Source organism: Streptomyces sp. NPDC012637 (assembly GCF_042954805.1).
Taxonomy (GTDB): domain Bacteria; phylum Actinomycetota; class Actinomycetes; order Streptomycetales; family Streptomycetaceae; genus Streptomyces.
This window is the reverse complement of record NZ_JBIBDS010000012.1, coordinates 82,884-105,850: the sequence shown is the minus strand read 5'-3', so window position 1 is coordinate 105,850 and position 22,967 is coordinate 82,884. Positions and strand designations below refer to the sequence as shown.

17 protein-coding genes are annotated in these 22,967 nt (G+C 72.3%); 4 read left to right on the top strand and 13 right to left on the bottom strand.

Annotated features, from left to right (window positions below; all coding sequences use genetic code 11):
• Window positions 1-73: 73 nt before the first annotated feature.
• Window positions 74-1,921, bottom strand: coding sequence for a DUF4192 family protein (locus ACFY8W_RS35880; protein WP_391114862.1), 1,848 nt, complete (start codon window positions 1,919-1,921; stop codon window positions 74-76).
• Between the two features lie 291 nt (window positions 1,922-2,212).
• On the bottom strand, window positions 2,213-4,399 hold the full coding sequence (locus ACFY8W_RS35875) for a DEAD/DEAH box helicase (RefSeq protein ID WP_391114859.1): 2,187 nt from the start codon (window positions 4,397-4,399) through the stop codon (window positions 2,213-2,215).
• 331 nt (window positions 4,400-4,730) lie between these two features.
• On the opposite strand from ACFY8W_RS35875, the gene ACFY8W_RS35870 reads away from it, so the two are divergent.
• Window positions 4,731-5,357, top strand: coding sequence for a hypothetical protein (locus tag ACFY8W_RS35870; protein ID WP_391114856.1), 627 nt, complete (start codon window positions 4,731-4,733; stop codon window positions 5,355-5,357).
• Window positions 5,358-5,716: 359 nt separating this feature from the next.
• On the opposite strand, the gene ACFY8W_RS35865 is transcribed toward ACFY8W_RS35870, so the two are convergent.
• The 3 genes from ACFY8W_RS35865 to ACFY8W_RS35855 all read right to left on the bottom strand — a co-directional run bounded on the left by ACFY8W_RS35865 (window position 5,717) and on the right by ACFY8W_RS35855 (window position 8,137).
• Entirely contained in the window at window positions 5,717-6,346 is a 630-nt protein-coding gene (locus tag ACFY8W_RS35865) for a hypothetical protein (RefSeq protein WP_391114854.1), read from the bottom strand.
• 144 nt (window positions 6,347-6,490) lie between these two features.
• A complete protein-coding gene (locus tag ACFY8W_RS35860; RefSeq protein ID WP_391114852.1) occupies window positions 6,491-7,201 on the bottom strand; it encodes a ribonuclease HII in 711 nt (236 codons plus the stop codon).
• A gap of 318 nt (window positions 7,202-7,519) precedes the next feature.
• Window positions 7,520-8,137: a TetR/AcrR family transcriptional regulator C-terminal ligand-binding domain-containing protein gene (locus tag ACFY8W_RS35855; RefSeq protein ID WP_391114849.1), complete on the bottom strand. Its 618-nt coding sequence runs from the start codon at window positions 8,135-8,137 to the stop codon at window positions 7,520-7,522.
• A 135-nt stretch (window positions 8,138-8,272) separates the two neighbouring features.
• On the opposite strand from ACFY8W_RS35855, the gene ACFY8W_RS35850 reads away from it, so the two are divergent.
• On the top strand, window positions 8,273-9,844 hold the full coding sequence (locus ACFY8W_RS35850; protein WP_391114847.1) for a DHA2 family efflux MFS transporter permease subunit: 1,572 nt from the start codon (window positions 8,273-8,275) through the stop codon (window positions 9,842-9,844).
• Between the two features lie 149 nt (window positions 9,845-9,993).
• Here the strand turns inward: ACFY8W_RS35850 and ACFY8W_RS35845 are convergent, their stop codons facing one another.
• The 4 genes from ACFY8W_RS35845 to abc-f form a co-directional block, all read right to left on the bottom strand.
• Window positions 9,994-11,442 (bottom strand): DUF4153 domain-containing protein, encoded by a 1,449-nt coding sequence (locus ACFY8W_RS35845; protein WP_391114844.1) that lies wholly within the window; start codon window positions 11,440-11,442, stop codon window positions 9,994-9,996.
• 939 nt (window positions 11,443-12,381) lie between these two features.
• Window positions 12,382-13,293 carry an ADP-ribosylglycohydrolase family protein gene (locus ACFY8W_RS35840; RefSeq protein WP_391114841.1) on the bottom strand — a complete coding sequence of 304 codons (912 nt, stop codon included), beginning with the start codon at window positions 13,291-13,293 and terminating at the stop codon, window positions 12,382-12,384.
• Between the two features lie 12 nt (window positions 13,294-13,305).
• Entirely contained in the window at window positions 13,306-13,965 is a 660-nt protein-coding gene (locus ACFY8W_RS35835; RefSeq protein ID WP_391114839.1) for a histidine phosphatase family protein, read from the bottom strand.
• Between the two features lie 33 nt (window positions 13,966-13,998).
• Window positions 13,999-15,609, bottom strand: a complete 1,611-nt coding sequence (gene abc-f / locus ACFY8W_RS35830) for a ribosomal protection-like ABC-F family protein (RefSeq protein ID WP_391114837.1) — start codon at window positions 15,607-15,609, stop codon at window positions 13,999-14,001.
• A 98-nt stretch (window positions 15,610-15,707) separates the two neighbouring features.
• Between abc-f and ACFY8W_RS35825 the strand changes: the two genes are divergently transcribed.
• Window positions 15,708-16,406: a TetR/AcrR family transcriptional regulator C-terminal ligand-binding domain-containing protein gene (locus tag ACFY8W_RS35825; RefSeq protein WP_391114834.1), complete on the top strand. Its 699-nt coding sequence runs from the start codon at window positions 15,708-15,710 to the stop codon at window positions 16,404-16,406.
• A 379-nt stretch (window positions 16,407-16,785) separates the two neighbouring features.
• On the opposite strand, the gene ACFY8W_RS35820 is transcribed toward ACFY8W_RS35825, so the two are convergent.
• Both ACFY8W_RS35820 and ACFY8W_RS35815 read right to left on the bottom strand, forming a co-directional pair.
• Entirely contained in the window at window positions 16,786-17,391 is a 606-nt protein-coding gene (locus ACFY8W_RS35820; RefSeq protein ID WP_391114831.1) for a DUF4937 domain-containing protein, read from the bottom strand.
• 32 nt (window positions 17,392-17,423) lie between these two features.
• Window positions 17,424-18,242: an arylamine N-acetyltransferase gene (locus ACFY8W_RS35815; protein WP_391114828.1), complete on the bottom strand. Its 819-nt coding sequence runs from the start codon at window positions 18,240-18,242 to the stop codon at window positions 17,424-17,426.
• Window positions 18,243-18,329: 87 nt separating this feature from the next.
• Between ACFY8W_RS35815 and ACFY8W_RS35810 the strand changes: the two genes are divergently transcribed.
• Entirely contained in the window at window positions 18,330-18,872 is a 543-nt protein-coding gene (locus ACFY8W_RS35810) for a TerD family protein (protein WP_391114825.1), read from the top strand.
• A gap of 146 nt (window positions 18,873-19,018) precedes the next feature.
• Here the strand turns inward: ACFY8W_RS35810 and ACFY8W_RS35805 are convergent, their stop codons facing one another.
• Both ACFY8W_RS35805 and ACFY8W_RS35800 read right to left on the bottom strand, forming a co-directional pair.
• The gene (locus tag ACFY8W_RS35805; RefSeq protein ID WP_391114822.1) at window positions 19,019-19,699 is read right to left on the bottom strand and encodes a DUF6215 domain-containing protein; all 681 of its coding nucleotides are present in this window, start codon (window positions 19,697-19,699) and stop codon (window positions 19,019-19,021) included.
• A gap of 198 nt (window positions 19,700-19,897) precedes the next feature.
• The gene (locus ACFY8W_RS35800) at window positions 19,898-22,792 is read right to left on the bottom strand and encodes a vitamin B12-dependent ribonucleotide reductase (RefSeq protein ID WP_391114819.1); all 2,895 of its coding nucleotides are present in this window, start codon (window positions 22,790-22,792) and stop codon (window positions 19,898-19,900) included.
• Window positions 22,793-22,967 lie beyond the last annotated feature (175 nt).

Here is a 22,967-nt window from a genome sequence, read left to right as displayed (position 1 = left end):
GAGGGTCGGCGGCACGGCTCCTGCGGGACCGCCACAGAGGTGAACGCCGCTGTGGCCCGACGGGTCACGGCCCTCATGTCCCGCTCCTCCCGCCGCGCCGCCCGGTCCGCCGCACCACGGCCCGCCGGGGCGACCGGAGTTCGGCGGTCCGCGGCCCCGCCTGTCGCGCCGCCCGCCGGGCCGTCTGCCGCGCCCGCTGCCGCTGCCGGGCCCGCCCCGCCGCGGAAACCGCCGGACGCTCCCGGCCGGCGCCATCTTGGCCGGAGGGCTCGCCCTGCTCGGCAACGGCACCGGAATCGGAACCGGTGCTGGTGCCGGGGGCGGGGGCGGTGGGGGTGCCGGTGGGAGTGGGGGTGGGGGTGATAGCGCCGGAGCCGGGGGCTGAATCGGAGTCGGAGTCGGGAGCGGTGCCGAGGTGGGTCCTGGCGCCCGGGTCCCCGCCCGCGCCAAGGTCGGTGCCAATGACGGAGCCCGTGCCGAGGTCGGTGCCAGTGCCGGGGCCCGTGCCGAGGTCGAAGTCGGTGTCAGAAGCACGACCAAAGCCAAGATCATGGCCAAGATCACGGCTGAGGTCCCGACCGGGGTCCCGGCTGAGGTCCCGGCTGGGGTCCCGGCTGGGGTCCCGGCTGGGGTCAGAGCCAGGATCGAGGCCAAGCTCCGTGCCGCCCTCTCCTCGCCGCCGTTCTGCGGCGATGCGCGCGTCGCGCTCCTTGCGCAGGCACTCGCGCAGCGCTTCGGGGTCGAGGCCCTCGTTGCAGGCCTGGTGAAGCAGCCGGGCGAAGAGGTAGTCGGGGTCGGCCTCGAGAGCGAGCCCGAGGGCGACCCGGGCGGAAGGCTCGTCGCCGGTGGACCAGGCGACCCAGCCGGCCAGGGCCAGCGGGGCCGCCGCGTACTCCTGGTAGGGCGGCACGCAGCGACGGGACAGGGCGCGCCAGAGCCGTAGCGCCGGCGCGGCCTCCGGGCCCTCCATCCATTCGGCGGCCTGGTCGCGGGTGTCACGGTCCTGCAGTCCGAGGATCAGCGTGGCCGCCTCGTCGGGCGTGAGAAGTCCGTCGTCCCTGGCGTCCGACGTCGCCGTGCCCGCTGGAGGGACCGTGAGCAGATGCCCGGTGAGCCCCGGCCGAATGGCGCCCGGGCCTCCCGTGGGCCGGGGCATCGGAATCTCGGGCGAGCCGGTGAACCGCTCGATGAGGCGCCGGGCCAGGCCGAGGGTGGTCTCGCGCGTCTCCCGTCGGCCGAAGCCGCTCGCGGACCCGTCGAGGATCCTCGGCACGATGACCGTCGCGGCCTCGTTCAGCGCGGCTCGTTGCGCCGCCTCGCCCGCGGTCCCGGTCGGCTTCAGCCGCGCCTCCATGTCCTTGAGGGTGCCGCGCACCTGGATGCCCGCGTAGGCGGCGGACGCCGCCATCACCGACGTACCGGAAAGGGCCAGGGGCATACCGTCGGGCGGGCAGCACCGGGTATCCGGGCAGCAGTAGGAGAAGTAGAGGCCGTCGGAGATGCAGAGGGCTTCGAGGACCGGGATGTCGAGCTCGCCGCAGGCGGTGCGCAGGCGCTGGGCGAACGGGCGCAGCCGCTCCATCACCCGTCGGCCGGTCTCGCCGGGCCCGGGTTCCTGACAGAGGAAGACGACGATGGCGTCCGGCCGGTCGCCGCGCCGGCCGGCGCCTTCGACGAGGCACTCGGCCAAATACTCGGCGATGGCGGGCCATTCGCGCGGCGAACCGGGAATGCCGACCCTGACCCGGCCGCCGAAGCGTCCGCTCTCGCCGTGGAGCGCGACGAGGACGACGGAGTCGCTGGGGTGGAAGCCGAGCATGAACGGCAGCGCGTCGGCCAGTTCGGCCGGGCCGCGCAGAGTGATCTGCTCGGCCGCGGACGGTCCGTGGGATCCGTGGGAATCGTGGTGGTTCGTGTTCATGGTCACGACGGTCCCGCGATCGCCGCGATCGCGAAACCCCTGTGGATAACTACCGATTGAGGCGTTCATGCCAGTAGTGCGAGTTATCCACAGGGGTAGCGGATCGGTCGCGCGCTGTCGGACGATGAGGCCCTCGCGCTAGGCGTGCCCGTCACTCCACGCGCCCTGGACCCACCACTCCGCCCACCACTTCACTCATCACGTCACCCACCACTACGCGCACCCTGCGCTCGTCGCTCCGCGCGCTACCCCGCCCTCACTCCACGCGTTCCTCCGCGCGTTCTCCGCGCGTCAGCCCGCCGCCGCGAGAACCAGCGGCAGGACCGGGCCGCTGCCCGCGCGGCGCAGGAGGCGGGCGGCGACCGCGAGGGTCCAGCCGGAGTCGGTGGAGTCGTCCACCAGCAGGACCGGGCCGGGCGCGTCACGCAGGGCTGCGGCCAGCTCATCGGGGACGGCCAGGGCTCCGGAGAGTGCCCGCAGCCGCTGGGCGGAGTTGCTGCGGCGTGCCGCGTACGCGCCGTGCTCGGTGGTGTACGTCAGCGCGCCCAGGAACGGGAGGCGTCCGACGGTCGCGATGCCGTGCGCGAGCGAACCCACCAGTTGCGGCCGGGACATCGACGGCAGGGCCACCACACCCACCGGCCGGTCCTGGGCGTCTGCCGTGCCCGACGCCCAGCCGCCGGGCGACCTGGCCCAGTCGGCGAGCACCGCCACCGCCGCCCGCAGCACGTCGTCGGGTACCGGACCGTCGGCCGCGTGCTCGGCGAGCAGCGGGCGCAGCCGGTTGCCCCAGCCGATGTCGGAGAGCCGCCCCAGCGCGCGGCCGGTGGCGCACTGCTCGCCCGCCGGAATCCGGCCCTTGAGGTCCACGCCCAGGGCCGGCATGCCGGTCGGCCACATGCGGCGCGGCTCGATCTCGACTCCGGGACGGTCCAGTTCCTTCTCCGCCGCCGTCAGGGTCTCGGCGGAGACGGCGGAATCCGCCCAGGCGCCCGCGCAGTTGTCGCAGCGGCCGCAGGGCTCCGCGCCCTCGTCGTCCAGCTGCCGGCGCAGGAACTCCATCCGGCATTCGGTCGTGTCCACGTAGTCGCGCATGGCCTGCTGCTCGGCCGCCCGCTGGCGGGCCACCCAGGCGTAGCGCTCGGTGTCGTACGTCCAAGGGGCTCCGGTCGAGATCCAGCCGCCCTTCACCCGCTTCACGGCGCCGTCCACGTCCAGGACCTTCAGCATGGTCTCCAGACGGCTGCGGCGCAGGTCGACGGCCGCTTCCAGGGCCGGCACGGACAGCGGCCTGCCGGCCTCGGCGAGGGCCGCGAGGGTCTGGCGTACCTGTGCCTCGGGCGGGAAGGCGGTGTCGGCGAAGTAGCGCCAGATGGCCTCGTCCTCCTTGCCTGGCAGCAGCAGCACGTCGGCGTGGTCGACGCCGCGGCCCGCGCGGCCGACCTGCTGGTAGTACGCGATCGGGGAGGACGGCGAGCCGAGGTGCAGCACGAAGCCGAGGTCCGGCTTGTCGAAGCCCATGCCCAGAGCCGAGGTCGCGACCAGCGCCTTGACCCGGTTGCCCAGGAGATCGGCCTCGGCCTGCAGCCGGTCCGCGTTCTCCGTGCGGCCGGTGTAGGAGGCCACGGCGAAGCCGCGCTGCCGCAGGTAGGCGGTCGCCTCCTCGGCCGCCGCCACGGTCAGCGTGTAGATGATCCCGGAGCCCGGCAGCTCGTCCAGGTGCTCGGCGAGCCACGCGAGGCGGTGCGCGGCGTCCGGCAGCCTGACCACCCCGAGGCGCAGGCTCTCCCGCTCCAGCGGGCCGCGCAGCACGAGCGCCTCGCCGGCTCCGGTGCCGAGCTGCTCGGCCACGTCGGCGGTGACCCGCGCGTTCGCGGTCGCCGTCGTCGCGAGCACCGGCACTCCGGGCGCGAGGTCGGCGAGCATCGCCCTCAACCGCCGGTAGTCGGGTCGGAAGTCGTGCCCCCAGTCGGAGATGCAGTGGGCCTCGTCGACGACGAGCAGACCGGTCGTGGCCGCGAGCTTGGGCAGCAGCTGCTCGCGGAAGTCCACGGAGTTGAGCCGCTCGGGGCTGACCAGGAGAACGTCGGTCCCGCCCCGCTCGACCTCCTCGTGGATGGCGTCCCACTCCTCCGGATTGGCCGAGTTGATGGTGCGGGCCCGGATGCCTGCCCGCTCCGCGGCCTCCACCTGATTGCGCATCAGGGCGAGGAGCGGTGAGACGATCACGGTGGGGCCCGCGCCGCGGCGGCGCAGCAGCGCGGTGGCGACGAAGTACACCGCGGACTTGCCCCAGCCGGTGCGCTGCACCACGAGCGCGCGCCGCCGCTCCCGTACCAGCGCCGCGACCGCCTGCCACTGGTCCTCGCGCAGTCGCGCCGAGCCTCCCGGGTCGCCGACCAGCTCGGCGAGGACGGTGTCGGCCTCGGTGCGCAGATCGGGGTCGTTCGGGTGGTCCAGACGGTCCAGGTTCTCCATGCATCCCATGCAACCCGATGGCACCGACAGTCGGCCACTTCACCCCCTGTGACCACCTGTAACGGCGCACACGGCGCACGCCACCCGGCGTACGCCGGCGCTTCCTGTCCGTATACGGAACAGAGCGTGAACAATGGGTAACTGGGCAGGGATATGAGAGTCATACCGGTCCATTCCAGTCAGCGGCCTCAATTGCTCGTTGCCGCCCATGCACGGGCCAGGGAAGAATTGGAAATCCACCCCGCACGCCCAACGCGGTCCGTTGACCGTGCCGTGGTGCGCCCTCATCCGACCCTGCCCGCGGAGCGGGCGCGTATCCGAAGGGAGGATCGTGACCCTCGGATTCGCTCCGCCCTCGACCGCTCCGGTCAACTCGTCGTCCGGGTCGGCCAGCCGCCTCGCTCGGATGCTCGAACCTGCCGAGTGGGCCTCGGCCGGGATCCCGCTGCTGCGCAACCCCCGTGAGGTCGTCAGCGGTCTGCACTCGCGCCACCGTCCCACGCCCTCGATGGCCGTGGTCGCCGTGCTCGACCACGAGGAACGGCTCGCGGCCAGCGCCTCGTTCACCCGCCGGCCCGCCCCCGCGGACGGCTGGGAGTTCCGCAACGCGCTCCTCGCGAACCTGCGCCGGGTCATCCCGCACGACCTGCGCAGGCGCACGCCGGTGCGCACGGCCGTGCTGCTCTACTGCCGTGACGGCGACGAGCGGTGGACCGAGGAGGACGGTGCCTGGATGTGGGGACTACGGGACGCCTGCACCCTCCACGGGCTGCGCTGCGGCGCGTACATCACGCTGACCGGCGGCGGTTGGCAGGTGCTCGGCGAAGGCCGGGGCGGACGCAGCCCGAGTTCCGACTCGCGGCCCACTCCGCTGGGCGAGGACCCCACGCTCGACCGGCTGGTCCCGCGGATCGCGAGCGGCGCCCCCGAGCCACTGCGCCGGGCAGCCGCCCGGTGAACGAACGGCCGTAACGGAGGACATGACCGGAGGGCGTGACCGGGCGCCGTCCGGTCGGACACCGTCCGCTTGATGCCATCCGCTCGGACGCCGTCCGCACGGACGTCTTCTGCTCGGATGTCTCCCGCCCGGCCGCCGTCCGCTCGAACGTCACCGCTCGGATGTCACCGTTCGGACGTCTCCAGCCCCGACGCCACCCGCCCGGCCGCTGCGAGAGCGGCCGGGACCCGGACGCCTTTGTCAGGACGACAGTCATCGTCCTGACAGTTGCATTCTCGACAGCTGCCATGACGACCGACTGCCGTCACAGCCGCCTGCCGTGACGACCGGTCACGACGACGGCCGGTGGCCCGGACGGCTCAGACGCCGGCGCCGAGTGCGGCGTTGACGCGCTCGGCGTCGCCGCAGACGATCAGCAGGGCGGTCGCCCGCCGCATCGCCTCGGGCAGCCGGAGGGCGACGTCCTCGTCGGTGCCGCCGTTCACGGCGACGACCACCACGGGCCGGGCGGCGGCCCGGGAGACGGCGGCCGCGTCCGCGAAGAACACGTCCTCGCGGGCGTCCTGCTGCGCCCAGTAGGCATCCTCGCCGAAGGACAGCTCGTGCGCGGCCCACGGGTGCTGGTCGCCCGTGGTGAGCACCAGGACGTCGCCGGGTGCGCGGCCGGACTCGAGGAGCAGGTCCACCGCTTCCTCGGCCGCGTCGACGGCACCGTCGAGGGGCGCGGGGATCAGCTGGATCTGCGGCTCGGTCCGCTGGTCGGAACGATTCTCCGTACGGTCGGCGGGCACCGGTCCGGCAGCGGGCGGGCGGGGCACCGGCGGTGCGGGCCTGGCCGGACCGGGGCCGGGACGGCCAGGGCGCGGGGAGGCCGCGGAACGCGGGCCGGGTACGGGTCGGGGGGTCGGCACGGGGCGGTCTACGGCCGCGGTCGCGCGGGGACCCTGGGCGCTCTCGTGAATCTGAGGCTCCTCGGGATTGAGAGGCATGGGTGGATGTCTATCAAACGCCGTCGCACCGGGCTCCGGCGGGTGGGCGCACAAGGGCGCCCCGACTGCTGGAAGGGCTCTGCCGGAGCGGTCCGCGAGAGGGCCGCACCGGAGGGTCAGGAACCGGGATCCAGAAGCCGGAAGTCAGAAGTCGAAGCCGAGTTGACCCCCGCTTTCGAGTGCGGCGGCCTCGGCCGAGAGGCGCACCTTCTTGAGGTGCCGCCAGCGGGGCAACGCGTCGAGGTAAGCCCAGGAGAGCCGGTGGTACGAGGTGGGTCCCAGCTCTTCCAGCGCCGCCTTGTGGACCGGCGAGGGGTAGCCCGCGTTGTCGCAGAAGGCGTACGCGGCGCAGTCCTCCGTCTCGCTCCCGAGCGTGGCCATCAGCGTGTCCCGGCGGACCTTGGCGATCACGGAGGCGGCGGCGACGGCCACACAGGACTGGTCGCCCTTGATCACCGTACGGACCTGCCAGGGGCTGCCCAGGTAGTCGTGCTTGCCGTCGAGGATCACCGCGTCGGGACGGACCGGCAGGCCCTCCAGCGCGCGGATCGCGGCAAGCCGGAGTGCGGCGGTCATGCCGAGCTCGTCGATCTCGGTGGGCGAGGCGTCGCCCAGCGCGTACGCCGTGACCCACTGTTCGAGTTCGACGGCGAGTTCGTTGCGGCGCTTGGGGGTGAGCAGCTTGGAGTCGGTGAGCCCGGCGGGCGGGCGGCGCAGGCCGGTGACGGCGGCGCACACGGTGACGGGACCGGCCCACGCCCCGCGTCCGACCTCGTCGATCCCGGCAACGATCTTGGCGCCGGTGGTGGCTCGGATCGATCGCTCGACGCTGTGGGTGGGTGGTTCGTACGGCATGGCGTTGTCAGGTTACGCCGGTGGCCGCCTCTCTCGGTACCCGGATACCCCTCCACCGCCGGGACCCGGCCGGAAGACGCCCGGCCCCGGCCGGAAGGCACCCTGAAGACGTCCAGGAAAGGAACGTTCGAAAGCCGTCCGAAAGACGTCGGGGAAGACGTCGGGGAAGACGGCCGAAAGGCGTCCGGAAGACGCCCGGAACCCGACCCTTCGCGGACCGGGCCCCGCCGCCCGGCCCCCACCGCACAGCCCTGGTCTGGGGCGCACCTGCCGGATCCTGCCGACGTCGCGATGCCCGGCCTGATCCGAAAGACACGCCTAGCGCCGCAGCAGGGGCATCATCACCAGGTCGACCATCTCGGTGATCTCGGCGTCGCTCCATTCGCTGGCGCATACCTTCGACCGGTACATCATCAGCGCCGGGATCACGTCGAAGACGATCTCGTGCGCCGCGTCCTCGCGCACCTCGCCCCGCTCGATGCCTCGCTCGATCACCTCGCGCAGCAGCCGCTGCGAGGGTTCGGTCACGGAGGTCGTGATCAGTTCGTGGAACCGGTCGGCGGCCTCGTGGTCGCATTCGTGAAGCACGGCACGCAGGGCGAAGCCGGGCTTGGAGTACATGACGGCCCGCACCCGGCCGCACAGCTGGTACAGGTCCTCGCGCACACCGCCGTGGTCCGGCGCGTCGTCGAGGGCGGGGAGCCCGGCCCTGAGCGCGTCCGCGACCAGGTCCTCCTTGGACGGCCAGCGGCGGTAGACGGCGGCCTTGCCCGTCTGGGCACCGGAGGCGACGGCCTCCATCGTCAGACCGTTCCAGCCGACCGTGCTCAGCTGTTCGAGGGCAGCGTCCAGAATGGCGCGTTCCAGTACCGCGCCGCGCCGTCGCGGAGCCGCCCCCTGCGGCCGAGCGGCGGCCTCGGAGTGCGAAGTAACCATCAGAACCTCTCTGTTGGGGACGGAACGGCTCGCCCGGCAGCACTCAGTGAACGCTTGCGTTCCCTGAGGGGGAGTCACTACCGTGGGCGACAGTGAACGAGTGCGTTCACTAAATTCTTCCGTGGGGGATACATAGTGACAACATCTCCGGTGGACACCCAGACCGATCCCGGCCGCAGTCCGGCTCCCGGCTCCGCCCGGTATCCGAACCGGCCGGGGATCGCGCTCACCGTCATCGCCGCCTGTCAGCTGATGGTCGTCCTGGACGCCACCATCGTGAACATCGCGCTTCCGCACATCCAGGAGGCGCTCTCCTTCTCCACCACCGACCTGTCGTGGGTGCTCAGCGCCTACACCCTCACCTTCGGCGGTCTGCTGCTGCTCGGCGGCCGGGCCGGCGACATCCTCGGCCGCCGCCGGGTCTTCCTGACCGGCATCCTGGTCTTCACCGCCGCCTCCCTGCTCGGCGGTTTCGCCCAGGAGCCGTGGCAGCTCCTCGCCGCGCGCGCCCTGCAGGGCGTCGGCGGCGCGATCGCCTCGCCCACCTCGCTGGCCCTGATCACCACGACGTTCCCCGAAGGCCCCGAACGCAACCGGGCGTTCGGCGTCTTCGCGGCCGTGTCGGCGGGCGGCGGCGCGATCGGGCTGCTGGCCGGCGGCATGCTGACCGAGTGGCTCGACTGGCGCTGGGTGCTGTTCGTGAACGTCCCGATCGGCCTGCTCATCGCCTTCCTGACACCGCGCTTCATCAACGAGTCCGAGCGGCACCCGGGCCGCTTCGACCTGGCCGGGGCGTTCTCCTCCACCCTCGGCATGGCCGCGCTCGTCTACGGCTTCATCCGGGCCTCGGAAGCCGGCTGGAAGGACTCGCTGACCATCGGGTCGTTCGTCTCCGCGGTGGTCCTGCTCGCGGCCTTCGCGGTGGTCGAGTCGCGCGCCCGTGAACCCATCACGCCGCTGCGGATGTTCGCCGACCGCAACCGCTCCGGTACGTACGTGATCATGCTCAGCCTGGCCGCCGCCATGTTCGGCATGTTCTTCTTCATCGTCCTGTTCGTGCAGAACGTGCTCGGCTACACGCCGATCCGCGCCGGGTTCGCCTTCCTCCCGGTGACGCTCGCCATCGGTGTGGGCGCCGGTCTCGCCCAGCGGCTGCTTCCCGTGCTCGGGCCGAAGCCGTTCATGGTGACCGGTGCGGCGATCACCGGCATCGGCCTGTTCTGGCTGACCTTCATCACGCCGGACAGCTCCTACGCGAGCGGGGTCCTCGGGCCAATGGTCACCTTCGGCTTCGGCATGGGGCTCAACTTCGTGACCCTCACGCTGACCGCGGTGTCGGGCGTCGCCCAGCACGAGGCCGGTGCGGCCTCGGGCCTGCTCAACGCGACACAGCAGGTGGGCGGTTCGCTCGGCCTGTCCATCCTGGTCACGGTCTTCGGTACCGCGAGCAAGGACGAGGGCGAGCGGCAGGTGCCGGACTTCCTGGCGCACGCGACCGACGCACAGAAGGCGGAGTTCCTCAAGGAGCAGCAGCTCCCGGCACCGTGGTCGCACGAGGTGCTGACGGCAGGCATCTCGACCGCGTTCGTCGCGGCCGTCGCGATGGTGCTGATCGCGTTCGTCACTGCGGTGGCGGTGATCCGGGTGCGCAAGAGCGACCTGGAGGCCCTCAGCGGCAAGGCGGAGGCCGCCGGCCCGGTCGCATGACACCGCCGGCGTGCCCCCTCCCGCACGAGGGGGCACGCCGTCCGCACGGTACGGACCGCCTCTTCGGTACGCCTTAGGCACGTCCGCGATACGCGTACGAGCACGAGTACGCGTACGCGTACGCGTACGCGTACGCGTACGGCGCGGGCCTACGGCTGGTACGGGTCGTACGGGTCGTCGGGGTCGGCATCCGGGTCGTACTGCTCGTCCCGGGTGGGCCCGCCGCAGGAGGCCGAGCCGCTCACGGGGCGCTCGGCCAGGATGTCCCGGGCCCGGGCCTCGGAGAGGCTGGTGGCGTACCAGCTCGCGTCGCCCTCCTCGTCCAGCCGCTCGGCGATGTCCCGCAGGGCACAGTCGCGCAGGGTACCGCGAAGCCGGTCGAGGGCGGGCACGGCGTCGGTCGAGAGCCCCGAGAGATAGCGCACGTCGATCTTGCCGAGCCGTTCGTAACGGTCGACGTTCTGCTGGGCGATGACGGCGTCCGGCTGGATCATCCCGAAGGCGAGGACGAAGCCGGCGGCGCTCGCGGCCAGGGCGCGGGGCAACAGCCGGGCGCCCCAGATCCCGGACGCCATGATCAGGAGGATCGCGACGCCGAGCCAGATCTCCATCGTGGCCACCGAGATGCGCAGCCGGGTGAGCCCGTACGCGTCCACGTAGAGGTCCATCCTGCGCAGGGCGGAGGCGACCACGACAAGGGTGAGGACGCACAGGGTGCCGAGGACGGCCCGGACGAGCCGGGTGTCGCCTGCGCCGCCGCGGGGCGCCCAGCGCAGCGCCAGGCCGATCACCACGAGCGTGAGGAGGGTGGCCATGAGCAGCTGCCAGAAGCCCTGGCGGGCGTACTCGGCGTAGGTCAGACCGGTCTCGCTGAGAACCTTGTCGTAGCCGCCGAAGAGCACGGCGAGCTGGATGGCGTTGAAGGCCGCGAAGAGCAGGTTCAGGACGACGAGCGGCAGCGCCCACTCCAGCCGGCCGCGCGCCCGGCCCGGGCGGAAGGTCAGCCGGTCCCAGCGCAGCGGGGCGGCGGCGGTACGCGCGACGGCCATGGCGCCGAACAGCCCGAGCACGAAGCACAGGAACCGCCAGGGCGCCTGGTCCAGCGAGATGTCGGGCATGAGGGAGCCGAGCAGATCGGCGAAGGCCGCGTCCGCCCCGGCGAACAGCGCGCCGAAGACGACCAGCAGGCCCGCGGCGACGAGCACCGTACGCAGCACCGGACCCCAGCGGCCCTGCGAGCCGCCGGCGCGCTCGCGAACGCCGCGCCAGGTCCATGCCATGCCGGAGCCGAGGGAATCGAACAGCCCCACCGGCGCGAACAGCATGCTGGGCCAGCCCCGGCCGCCGTGCAGCGCGTAGCCGGTGAGCCCCAGCGTGGTGACGATAGCGAGGAAGGTCGGCCAGCCCGCGTCGCTGAGCACGGGCACGAGGAGCAGCGCTGCGCCACCGATCGCCCACACCAGCGTCCAGGGCCGCAGCCGACGGCCCGCCGCGCGGGCGGCGAAGGCCCCGGCGAGGGTGGCGGGCACGGCCACGAGCAGCAGGTTCGCGCCCGCGCCGCCGCTGAGCAGCAGTGAGGCCACCAGTGCGGTGGCCACGACGGCCCACAGCGTCGGGGAGGTCGGAGCGGCCGGCGCCGGGGGCTTGAGCTTGCTGGGCGCCGGCTTCCGCGGCGGGCCCCACGTCTGGTACGGCGCGTACGGCCCGGGTCGGTACGGTCCGGGCGGCGGCGCCATCCCGGCGGGCGGGCCGCCCGCGGTCGCCGCGGCCTGAGCGTGCGGCACCCCGGCGGCGGGCGGCTGCTGCCCCCACGGCGCGGCGCCGTGGCTCGGCCCGGGACCGCCCTGCGGAGCCGGACCGCCCTGCGGAGCCGCACTGCCCGGAGCCGGACCGCCCTGCGCCGCCGGACCGCCCGGAGCCAGAGCCCCCGAAGGCGCACCACCGGGAGCCGGACCGGCAGAGGCGGGACCGGCAGGGGCCGGACCGGCGGGAGCCGGACTGGCAGGGGCCGGACCTCCCGAAGGCGGACCAGCGGGAGCCGAGCTGGTGGGAGGCGGACCGGCAGAGGCCGGAGTCCCGGGTGCCGGACCGCCCGGAGCCGAATGCGCCGAAGCCGAGCTCGCCGACGCCGGACTGCTCGGTGTCGGACTGCCCGGAGCCGGACTCGCCGACGCCGGAGTCCCCGGTGTCGGGTTGCCCGGCGTCGGGCTTCCCGGCGTGGGGCTTCCTTGCGTCGGACTTCCCGGCGGTGGGCTGTCCTTGGGCGGCTCTGCGGACGGATTGTCGGTCACGGGACCCCCTCCCGGCCCGGTCACGCCCGGCCCTGCGGCTGCTCGGCGGTCCCGGTGGCTCGTCGGCGCGCTGCTTTTTGTCATGATCAGCGCTGCGAGTGGCCGACTCTAACCGCGTGGCGCCCCGCCGAACCGTCCCGGCCCCGGCTGTGGCAGGACCGTGACACTCGCGTCCCGGAACGCCCCGGTACCGCCGTCCCGCCGCCCGGGTTCACCGGACTGCGGGGCAGCGCTCGAGAGACATCCCTAGGAGTGCGCCGCCGTGGGCACCCAGTCGGGGAGTTCCTCCGTCTGCTCGAGCCAGGCGGCGGGCGGCGCGCCACCCGGACCCGCGGCGACGACTCCGCAGGCGATGGCGCACGTGGTGTCGACGTCGCCGCCGACCCCGGCCGTCGTCCAGAAGACCCGCTCGAAGTCGCCGAGCGCCCGGGCCGCGGACCACAGCGCGAACGGCACGGTGTCGTGCGCGCTGGTGCGCCGGCCGCTGCCGAGAACGGCGGCGACGGTCGCGGCGTCGCCGTAGTCGAGCATGTCGCGGGCCCGGCGGAGACCGGCCCCGACCGCGCTGCGCGGCACGAGCGCGACGACACCGTCGAGCAGCGCCTCGGGCGTGGGCGGACCGGCCGGGTCCGCGACGAGCGCGGCCGCGGCGGCGACGGCCATCGTCCCGACCACGGCCTCGCGGTGCTGATGGGTGGTGTACGCGGAGATCTCGGCCTGGTGGGTCGCCTGTTCCGGGTCGTCGGCGTACCAGGCGCCGAGCGGCGCGATCCGCATGGCGGCGCCGTTTCCCCACGAGCCCTGCCCGTTGAAGAGTCCCGCCGCGAGCTGCCGCCAGTCCCCTCCTTCGCGGATGAGCCGGAGCATCCGGTTGACGGCGGGACCGTAGCCGCGGTCGAAGTCGTGGTGCCGGGCGAAGGACTGCGCGAGCGCGTCCTGGTCGATCCGCGCGTGGTCGGCGAGCACGGCGAGGACCGAGCAGGCCATCTCCGTGTCGTCGGTCCACTGCCAGGGACCGTTCGGCGGCTCGTGCCGCTTGAGCAGGGGATAGTTGGCGGGAACGAAGTACTGGGAGCCCAGGGCGTCTCCCACGGACAGCCCGCGCAGGCTGGCCAGGGCGCGTTCGAAGCGCCGGTCGAGAGAGGAGTCAGCGGTCATCGGTCTGCCACTCTATCCGGTGGGGCCGTACGGTTCCGGGGTACGCCAGCGTTCGAAGGGCCGGTCGAGCCGGTACTTCCCGTCCTCCCCGAGCACCAGTGTCCGCGTCTCCGCGTTGCCCGGGTTGGACAGCGATTCGAACTCGGCGACCGTCCAGTGGAACCAGCGCATGCAGAACAGGCGCATGGTCAGCCCGTGGGTGACGAGCAGCACGTTGGGCGGGTGGTCGGGCGCCTCGAAGCTCCGGTAGAGGCTCTCCAGGAAGGCCCCCACCCGGTCGTACACGTCGGCGCCCGACTCGCCCTGCGCGAAGCGGTAGAAGAAGTGCCCGTAGGCGTCGCGGTACGCCTTCTGGAGGCGCACGTCCTCCCGCTCCTGCCAGTTGCCCCAGTCCTGCTCGCGCAGTCGGGGCTCCTCCCTCACGCGGACCCGGCGCGGGTCGAGCCGGAAGGCGCGCAGCGTCTCGTGGGTGCGGCGGTACGGCGACACGTAGACGCTGACCCGCTCGCCCCCGAACAGCTCCCGCAGCCCCTCCCCCGTCTCCTCCGCCTGGCGCCACCCGGTCTCGGTGAGCCGGAGCGCGTGGTCCGGCTCGCGCTCGTACACCGTGTCGTCCACATTGCCCTCGGACTCTCCGTGTCGTACGAGGACGATGCGTCGCGGTCGTGCCATGGCTCGACCCTAGACGGCGCCCCGCCGACGGGCTCAGCCGAGCAGGCGTCCGGAGTGCATCCGGCGTATGTGCCCGGTGAAGCGGCGGTGCAGCTCCCGGTCGTGGGAGACGACGACCACGGCACCCTGCCACTGCTCCAGCGCCTGCTCCAGCTCCTCGACGAGGCCCAGGGCGAGATGGTTGGCGGGTTCGTCGAGGAGGAGCAGGTCGGCCGGCCGGGCGAGCAGCCTGGCGAGCGCGAGCCGGCGGCGCTGCCCGGCGCTGAGGCTGCCGACCGGCACCGTGAGGTCGGCGGGGCGGAACAGCCCGTAAGAGAGGAGCAGTTCGGCCTGCTCGTCCTCGGCGAGGGCGAGCCCTCGCCCGAAGGCGGCGAGGACCCGCTCGGCCGGCCGGTGCGCGGGTATCTCCTGGGCCAGGAATCCGATCCGGCCCCGGCGCGTCACCTGTCCGGCGTCGGGCTCGACGAGTCCGGCCATGACCCGGAGCAGGGTGGACTTGCCGGCCCCGTTGCCACCGTGGACGAGGAGTCGCTCGCCGGCCTCGACGGTCAGTCCGTCGACGGCGAGCCGGTCGCCGACCCGTACGCCGCTCAGCTCGATCAGTCGGCCCTCCGCGCGGCCGGCGAGGGGCCGCGCGCTGAAGGCGAGAGGCCGCGGAGGCTCGGCGACCGGTTCCTCGTGGAGCCTGCGCAGCCGCTCCTGGGCGTTGCGCACTCGTCCGGAGACCGAGGACTGGACGCGGCCGCCCGCCCGGTCGTAGGCCATCTTGTTGTTGTCCTTGATGGCCCGACCGGCGGCGACGCCCTGCGCCGTGGTCCGGGTGTACTCCTCCAGGCGGGCGATCTCCGCGCACCATTCCCCGTGGGCCTGTTCCCAGCGGCGGCGGGCGGCGGCGCGCTCCGCACGGAAGCCCGCGTATCCCCCGCCGTACCGCACGACGGTGCGACGGTCGCCGTCGACCTCCAGGATCGCGGTGGCGACCCTTTCCAGGAAGACCCGGTCGTGGGAGACGGCCACGACCGTGCCGCGATGGGAGAGCAGGGCGCCCTCCAGCCAGTCGAGGGCCTGGGCGTCGAGGTGATTGGTCGGTTCGTCGAGGAAGAGCACTTCGGGCGCGGCGGCGAGCGCGCAGGCGATGCCGAGCCGGGCCTGCTCACCGCCCGACAGGCTGCCGAGCGGCCGCTCCCGTCCTATGTGGCCCAGACCGAGGCCGTGCAGGGCTTTGTCGACCCGCGCGTCGGCCTCGTAGCCCCCGCGCCTTTCGAAGGCGGTCAGCAGCTCCCCGTACTCCTCCAGGGCACTCCGGTCTCCGCTGCCGAGCTCGGCTTCCAGCGTGCGCAGTCCGCGCTCCATGGTGCGCAGCTCGACGAGCGCGGCGTCGACGGCCTCGTCGACCGTGGCGTGCGGAGGAAGCTCGGGCGTTTGGGCGAGGAGTCGCGATCCTCCGTCCGCAACGGTGACAGCCTCTCCCGTGTCGGGCGTGTCGAGTCCGGCGAGTATGCGCAGCAGGGTGGACTTGCCCGCGCCGTTCTCCCCCACGATCCCGATCCGCTCGCCGGGACGCACGGTGAGCGAGACCTGATCGAGCAGCAGTCGTTCGCCGCGAGTCACGGTCACGTCGTGAAGAGAGATCTGCGTGGGCAAGAGGCGCCTCCAACGTCACAGGGAACCAGCTAACGCAACCCATGTCGCGTTACGGGAAGTGTGGCACACTCGACCCACTAACGCAACGGGAGTAGCAATTGAACGGATCGCGCAGCGAGTCACCAGCGGAGGAGACCGCCTCCACCTCCGCATCCGCCCCTGCCCCCGGCAGCCGGCGCCCGGGAGGCCGCACCGCCCGAACCCGCGCCGCGGTCCGCGACGCCGTCCTCACCGGACTCGCCGAGCACGGCTACCCGGCCCTGACGGTCGAATACGTGGCGGAGCACTCGGGGGTCCACAAGACGACGCTCTACCGGCGCTGGGGCGGCGTGGAGGGCATGGTCGCCGACGCGCTCGCCCTCGCAGGCGAGGACGAGTGGAAGGCTCCGGACACCGGCAGCCTCGCCGGTGACCTGCAGACGCTCGCCGGCGAGGTGGCCGAGGCCTTCGCCGACCCGGCGCGGGCGGCCGCGCCGACGGCGTTCGTCGCCGCCGCGTTCCAGTCCGCGCAGGCCGCCGACTCCCTGCGGGCCTTCTACGAGGAGCGCTTCCGCCGCTGCGAGCCTGTGGTCGAAAGGGCCGTCGCCCGCGGCGAGGCACCGGCCGGCACGGACGCGGGCGCGGTGGTCCGCGCGGTCTCCGCGCCCCTCTTCCTCCGCCTCTTCGTGACCCGCGAGCCCGTGGACACCGCCGTCGCGGACCAGGCGGCACGGACGGTCCTGGCGGCTGTGCAGGCGGGCGCGTTCACCCGCGACGGCAAGCCCGGGAACGCCGTCTCAGCGGAGCGAAAGGCTTAGCAGCCGGTCAGGCACGGTCCGGCAGACCACGGCATGACCGGGCACAGCCCGGCCACGCCCCGACACGGCCGGGCACGGCACACCAACGCCACGCCCCGACACGGCCGGGCACGGCACACCAACGCCACGCCCCGCCACGGCCTCGCACGGCCCGGCCACGCCCCGACACAGCCCGGGCCCCCCACGCCACAGCACGCCTCGGGAAACGGCCGGACGGGATGGCCCAGGGGGACGGCGCGGCAGACGGCCGGGGACGGGAAGACCGACGGGGACGATCAGGAAGCCGACCGCGCGGGCAACCGAGCGGCCGGCTCTGCGTCAAGGCGGGCCGCCGGCGCGGTGCCCGGCAGCCCGGCGCATGGCCGACCGACATCGAAGGTCACACCGTCCAGGCGGTTTCGAGCTGCACCACGTCGCCGGTCATCGCCGCGACATCGGCCTCGGTCTGCGCCCGCAGGCCGAGCCGCTCGATCCGCTCGACGCGGTACTTTCCGTGCTCCGCCGCCGAGTTCCACATGGACAGGACCAGGAACTCGTGCCCGGGCGCCTCGCCGAACAGGCCGCGGAGCATGCCGGGAGACCCGGCCATCGCCGGGTTCCACACTTTCTCCTGCATCAGGGCGAAGTGCTCCACGCGCTCCTCGTGCACCCGGCAGTGCGCGACCCGGGCCACGTCCGCGTCAGCGAACCGCGGCTCGAAGCCGGTCTTCACGTCGAAGCGGTGGTCGAACAGCTTGACCTGCGCGTCCCGGTACGTGCCGACCTGAGCGGCCGCGAGCCGGTCGTGCGAACGCGCCATGAAGGAGTCGTAGAACGCACGACTCTCCCAGAACGCGAAGACATGGGCGACATCCGGCCGCCGCCGGCTCCACCCTCCGCCCTGCCCCCGGAATCCCGGCTCACCGAGCAGCCCCGCCCACTTCCGCTGCCCCCGCTCGAACCCTCGACGGTCCACCACGGTGCAGCGAATCCACTTGACCAGCACCGCGCCATGGTACGGGGCGGAGCGACGCGCCGTCAGACCTCGCCGGAGTGCACCCGCACGAGACCCGCGGCCTCCTCCTCGTCCGGTTCGATCCCGAAGACCTCGGAGAGGGTGGCGATCAACTCATCCGTACCGACGCGGCGTTCCTCCCGCGATCCGTCGACGAGCACCGAGGTCAGGCCGTCACGCACCAACGCCCAGCGCACTGCCGCCCCCGGCAGATGGGCCACCACCTGGCCGAGGAAGCGCGACCGGGGGTGGCTGGAGCTGTAGTGGTTCATGAGCTCGAAGTCCACGGGGAACAGGGTGTGCGGCGCGAACGCGTACAGGTCGGTCCACCCCTCCGGGCGAAGCGCGCGCAGCACGTGGACGCCCTCCGGCTCGACGCCGACGCCGAAGACCCAGCCGTCCTGCTCGACGCGCGCGCCGTCGGCGAGCGGCACCGGCTCCAGCGGGCCCTGCCACCCGAACCCGGCGTCCGCGAGCCACTGTTCACCATCGACGGTGACGACGAGCACCGCGTGGGTGATCGGCGTCAGCACGTCACCCCGGCTCCGGTTGCGGGCGCCGCGTCCGGCGATCTCGTAACCGATCCGCTCCAGGGCAGCGGCAAGCAGCGAGTTCTGCTCGTAGCAGTATCCGCCGCGCCGGCGGGCGACGAGCTTGGCCTGGAGGCTCTTGGGGTCGAGTCCGATCCGGCGGCCCAGCGCCACGTCGAGGTTCTCGAAGGGGATCGTCTCCACATGCGCCCGGTGTACGGCCCGCAAGGTCGCGAGATCGGGAGCGAGCTCACCCGAGTACCCGATCCGCGCCAGATATGCGTCCAGATCCAGCTCTTCCCCGCCCCACATGCGGCACTCCCCCTCGACCGATGACATGTTGATCACATGACACCATGAACAGCTCGTCAGGAACCGTACAGAGAGAGGGGATTCACGGTGAGCGGGCTCAACAAGGGGGTCGGCAAGGTCGAGGTCTCGCTCAAGTGGGACCCGAGCCCGGCCGGTGCTCCCGCGCACGACCTGGACCTCGTAGCGGCCGTCTACCTGGCGGACGCCCCGTACGGCCCTCCGGCCTATCTGGTGCACTTCGACAGCCGTTCGCCGGACGGCACGATCACCCTCCATCGCGACAGCCGTACGGGGCAGGGCCTCGGCTACGACGAGTCGATGACGCTGGAGCTGACCAGGCTGGCGCCGCGCTACGCGCGCGTGGTGGTGGGCGTGGCCATACAGCAGGGCGGTGGGCGGCTCACGTTCGGCGAGGTGGCGCGGACCGGTGTCCGGGTGCGCGAGGGCTACACCGACCTGCTCGAGGACGAGCTCGCTTCCGTGGCGGACGCGACGGCGGCGACGGTCGCGGAGTTCGTCCGCGAAGGCGCGTCGGACGCGCCCGACGGGTGGGACTTCCGCCCCTTCCTCCGCGGTTTCGACATCGATCCGAGCGCCTTCGGCACCGTGATGGGCGCGCGGCCCTCCTGAGCGTCGGGTCCTGGGAGGACGGGCCGTCGGGCGCCCTGCGGCCGGTCCTCCGTGGCACTCGCCCTCCGGCACGTCGGCCCGGCCCACGCCGGCCCGACGGCCGGGCCCGTGCCTGACCGGCCCGCCCCTCGACGCAGGCCCGTGCGTCAGTTCCCCGCCCAGCCGGGAACCGTCGGCAGGACCCGCTCGGCTACCCGCAGCAGCGCCGCGTCGTCCGGAATCCCCTGGTCCTGGCGCCAGATGACGATCTCGTAGGAACCGCCACCGTCCTTGGGGTCCTTGGCGACCACCAGATGCCGGGCGATGCCACCGGTGCCCGACTCGGCCTTGCCGCCGCCGAGCGGGATCCTGAGGGCGAGCGTGCGGTCCGAGTAGAGGAACGCCGGGCGCCCCTGGAACGTCGTGGGCTCCGAACCGCCGAGCAGCCGCCCGAGGTCGGCGACCGGCATCCGGTCGTACGAGAGCCTGAGCTGCACCGAGTACGTGGGCAGGCCTACTTCGCCCTCGGGCCGGGGAGCCCTGCCGCCGGTCGGGTCCTCGCCGTCGTTCCCCCACGCGTTCTGCGCCTGCTCCCCCGGCGTACCGAGCAGCGCCGGAAGGTCCGGCCGGTTGAGCGCCCGGCACAGCCGCGTGCCGTTGACGTATTCGGCCGGCAGCTTGCCGGTGGAGGCCCGGCACTCGGCCGGTCCGCGCGCGGCGGCGCTCTCCTGTTCGTTCTGCGCCAGGTACCAGAACCCTCCCGCCAGGACCGCACCCAGGACGAGCGCGGCCGTCACCTGCGCGCCCGCTCTCGGGCCCGCGGCCTCTGCCGACACCTGCTCCGTCATGTTTCCCCCCTGCTGAGCGCGCCGTTCGCGCGCCGCAGAGCCTAACTCGCGAGTAGGACAACGCACGGACAGGTCTTCGACGAGCCGCGCCCACGGCGGCCGGGCCACGACCCACAGCACCCCGGCCAAGCGCACGACAGAGGGTGCCGCCCCCGGAATCCGGGGACGGCACCCTCTGTCAGGTGTCACTCAGGACGGTCAGCTGCAACCGCTGGTCGAGCCGCAGCCCTCGCAGATGTAGCAGGAGCCGGCGCGCTGCATCTTCGTGCCGCACGAGAAGCAGAGCGGAGCGTCCGCGCTGATGCCGAGCTGCATCTCGACGAGCTCCGCGGAGGTGTGGGCCTGCTTGGGGGCCGGGACCTCGGCCTTCGCCGGGGCGGCGACGGCCTTCAGCTCCTGGGTGCGGGGCGCCGACTGGGCCAGGCCCTCGACGTCGACCTCGACATCGTCGACGGACTGCTCGTACGAGCCGGTCTCCAGGTGCCGCTGGCGCTCCTCTGCGGAGTGGATGCCGAGGGCGGAGCGGGTCTCGAAGGGCAGGAAGTCGAGCGCCAGGCGTCGGAAGATGTAGTCGACGATCGACTGCGCCATCCGCACGTCCGGGTCGTCCGTCATACCGGCCGGCTCGAAGCGCATGTTGGTGAACTTCGAGACGTAGGTCTCCAGCGGCACGCCGTACTGGAGGCCCACGGAAACGGCGATGGAGAAGGCGTCCATCATGCCCGCGAGGGTCGAGCCCTGCTTCGACATCTTCAGGAAGACCTCGCCGAGACCGTCGTCCGGGTAGGAGTTGGCGGTCATGTAGCCCTCGGCGCCACCGACGGTGAAGGAGGTGGTGATCCCCGGGCGGCCCTTCGGGAGGCGCTTGCGGACCGGGCGGTACTCGACGACCTTCTCGACGGCCTCGCGGATCGTCGCCTCGGTCTTCGCGGTCACCTCGGTCTTCTCGTCCTCCTTCTTCTTGGCGGAGAGCGGCTGGCCGACCTTGCAGTTGTCGCGGTAGATGGCGAGCGCCTTGACGCCCATCTTCCAGGCCTCGAAGTAGATCTCCTCGACCTCCTCGACGGTCGCCGTCTCCGGCATGTTGACCGTCTTGGACAGGGCGCCCGAGATCCAGGGCTGGATGGCGGCCATCATGCGGACGTGGCCCATCGCGGAGATGGAACGCTCGCCCATGGCGCAGTCGAAGACCTCGTAGTGCTCGGTCTTCAGGCCGGGAGCGTCGATCACGTTGCCGTGCTCGGCGATGTGGGCGACGATCGCCTCGATCTGCTCCTCCTGGTAACCCAGGCGGCGCAGAGCCTGCGGGACGGTGCCGTTGACGATCTGCATCGAGCCGCCGCCGACCAGCTTCTTGAACTTGACCAGGGCGAGGTCGGGCTCGAGGCCGGTGGTGTCGCAGGACATCGCGAGACCGATGGTGCCGGTCGGGGCGATGACCGAGGCCTGGGAGTTGCGGAAGCCGTTCTTGGCGCCGAGGCGGATCACGTCCTGCCAGGCCTCCGTGGCGGCGGCCCAGATCGGCGTGTCCAGGTCGTCCATGCGGACGGCCTTCTCGTTGGCGTCGGCGTGCTGCTTCATGACGCGCTGGTGCGGCTCGGCGTTGCGGGCGTAGCCGTCGTACGCGCCGACGACCGCGGCGAGCTCGGCGGAGCGCTTGTACGAGGTGCCGGTCATCAGGGAGGTGATGGCACCGGCCAGGGCGCGGCCGCCGTCGGAGTCGTACGCGTGGCCGGTCGCCATCAGGAGGGCGCCGAGGTTGGCGTAGCCGATGCCGAGCTGGCGGAAGGCGCGGGTGTTCTCGCCGATCTTCTGGGTGGGGAAGTCGGCGAAGCAGATGGAGATGTCCATCGCGGTGATGACGAGCTCGACGACCTTGGCGAAGCGCTCGACGTCGAAGGACTGGTTGCCCTTGCCGTCGTCCTTGAGGAACTTCATCAGGTTCAGCGAGGCGAGGTTGCAGGACGTGTTGTCCAGGTGCATGTACTCGCTGCACGGGTTCGAGCCGTTGATGCGGCCGGACTCGGGGCAGGTGTGCCAGTGGTTGATCGTGTCGTCGTACTGGATGCCCGGGTCGGCGCAGGCCCACGCGGCCTCGGCCATCTTGCGGAAGAGCGCCTTGGCGTCGACCTCCTCGATGACCTCGCCGGTCATGCGGGCACGCAGGCCGAACTTCCCGCCGGACTCGACGGCCTTCATGAACTCGTCGTTCACGCGGACGGAGTTGTTGGCGTTCTGGTACTGGACGGACGTGATGTCGTCGCCGCCCAGGTCCATGTCGAAGCCCGCGTCACGGAGGGCGCGGATCTTCTCCTCCTCCTTGACCTTGGTCTCGATGAAGTCCTCGATGTCGGGGTGGTCGACGTCGAGGATGACCATCTTGGCGGCGCGGCGGGTGGCACCGCCCGACTTGATCGTTCCTGCGGAGGCGTCGGCACCGCGCATGAAGGAGACCGGGCCGGAGGCGTTGCCGCCGGAGGAGAGCAGCTCCTTGGAGGAGCGGATGCGGGAGAGGTTCAGGCCGGCGCCGGAGCCGCCCTTGAAGATCATGCCCTCTTCCTTGTACCAGTCGAGGATCGACTCCATGGAGTCGTCGACGGCCAGGATGAAGCAGGCGGAGACCTGCTGGGGCTGCGGCGTGCCGACGTTGAACCACACCGGGGAGTTGAAGCTGAAGATCTGGTGCAGGAGGGCATAGGCCAGCTCGTGCTCGAAGATCTCGGCGTCGGCGGGCGAGGCGAAGTAGCCGTAGTCCTCGCCGGCCTTCGTGTAGGTCTTCACGATCCGGTCGATCAGCTGCTTGAGACCGGTCTCGCGCTGCGGGGTGCCGACGGCCCCGCGGAAGTACTTGCTGGTGACGATGTTGACCGCGTTCACCGACCAGAAGTCGGGGAACTCGACGCCGCGCTGCTCGAAGTTGATCGAGCCGTCGCGCCAGTTGGTCATGACGACGTCACGACGCTCCCACGTCACCTCGTCGTACGGATGCACGCCGGGGGTGGTGTGGATGCGTTCGATTCGCAGGCCCTTGCTCGCCGCCTTGGCTCCCTTGGCGCGGGAACCACGTGCCGGACCGCTCGCCGTCTCTGTCATGCCGCCTCCCATATACGGGCAAAACACCCTGGAGCGCCCGGAAAATTCCAGGGCTCCGTTTTCTGTACTGCTGTCTGTAGTGCTCTTGCCGCGAACGTCTCAGGGAGCGCTCGGGGCAGGTCTTGTGGGGCCGCGTGGCGGCCGGTCGCCGGACCTCGACGGGTCCGGCCCGCCG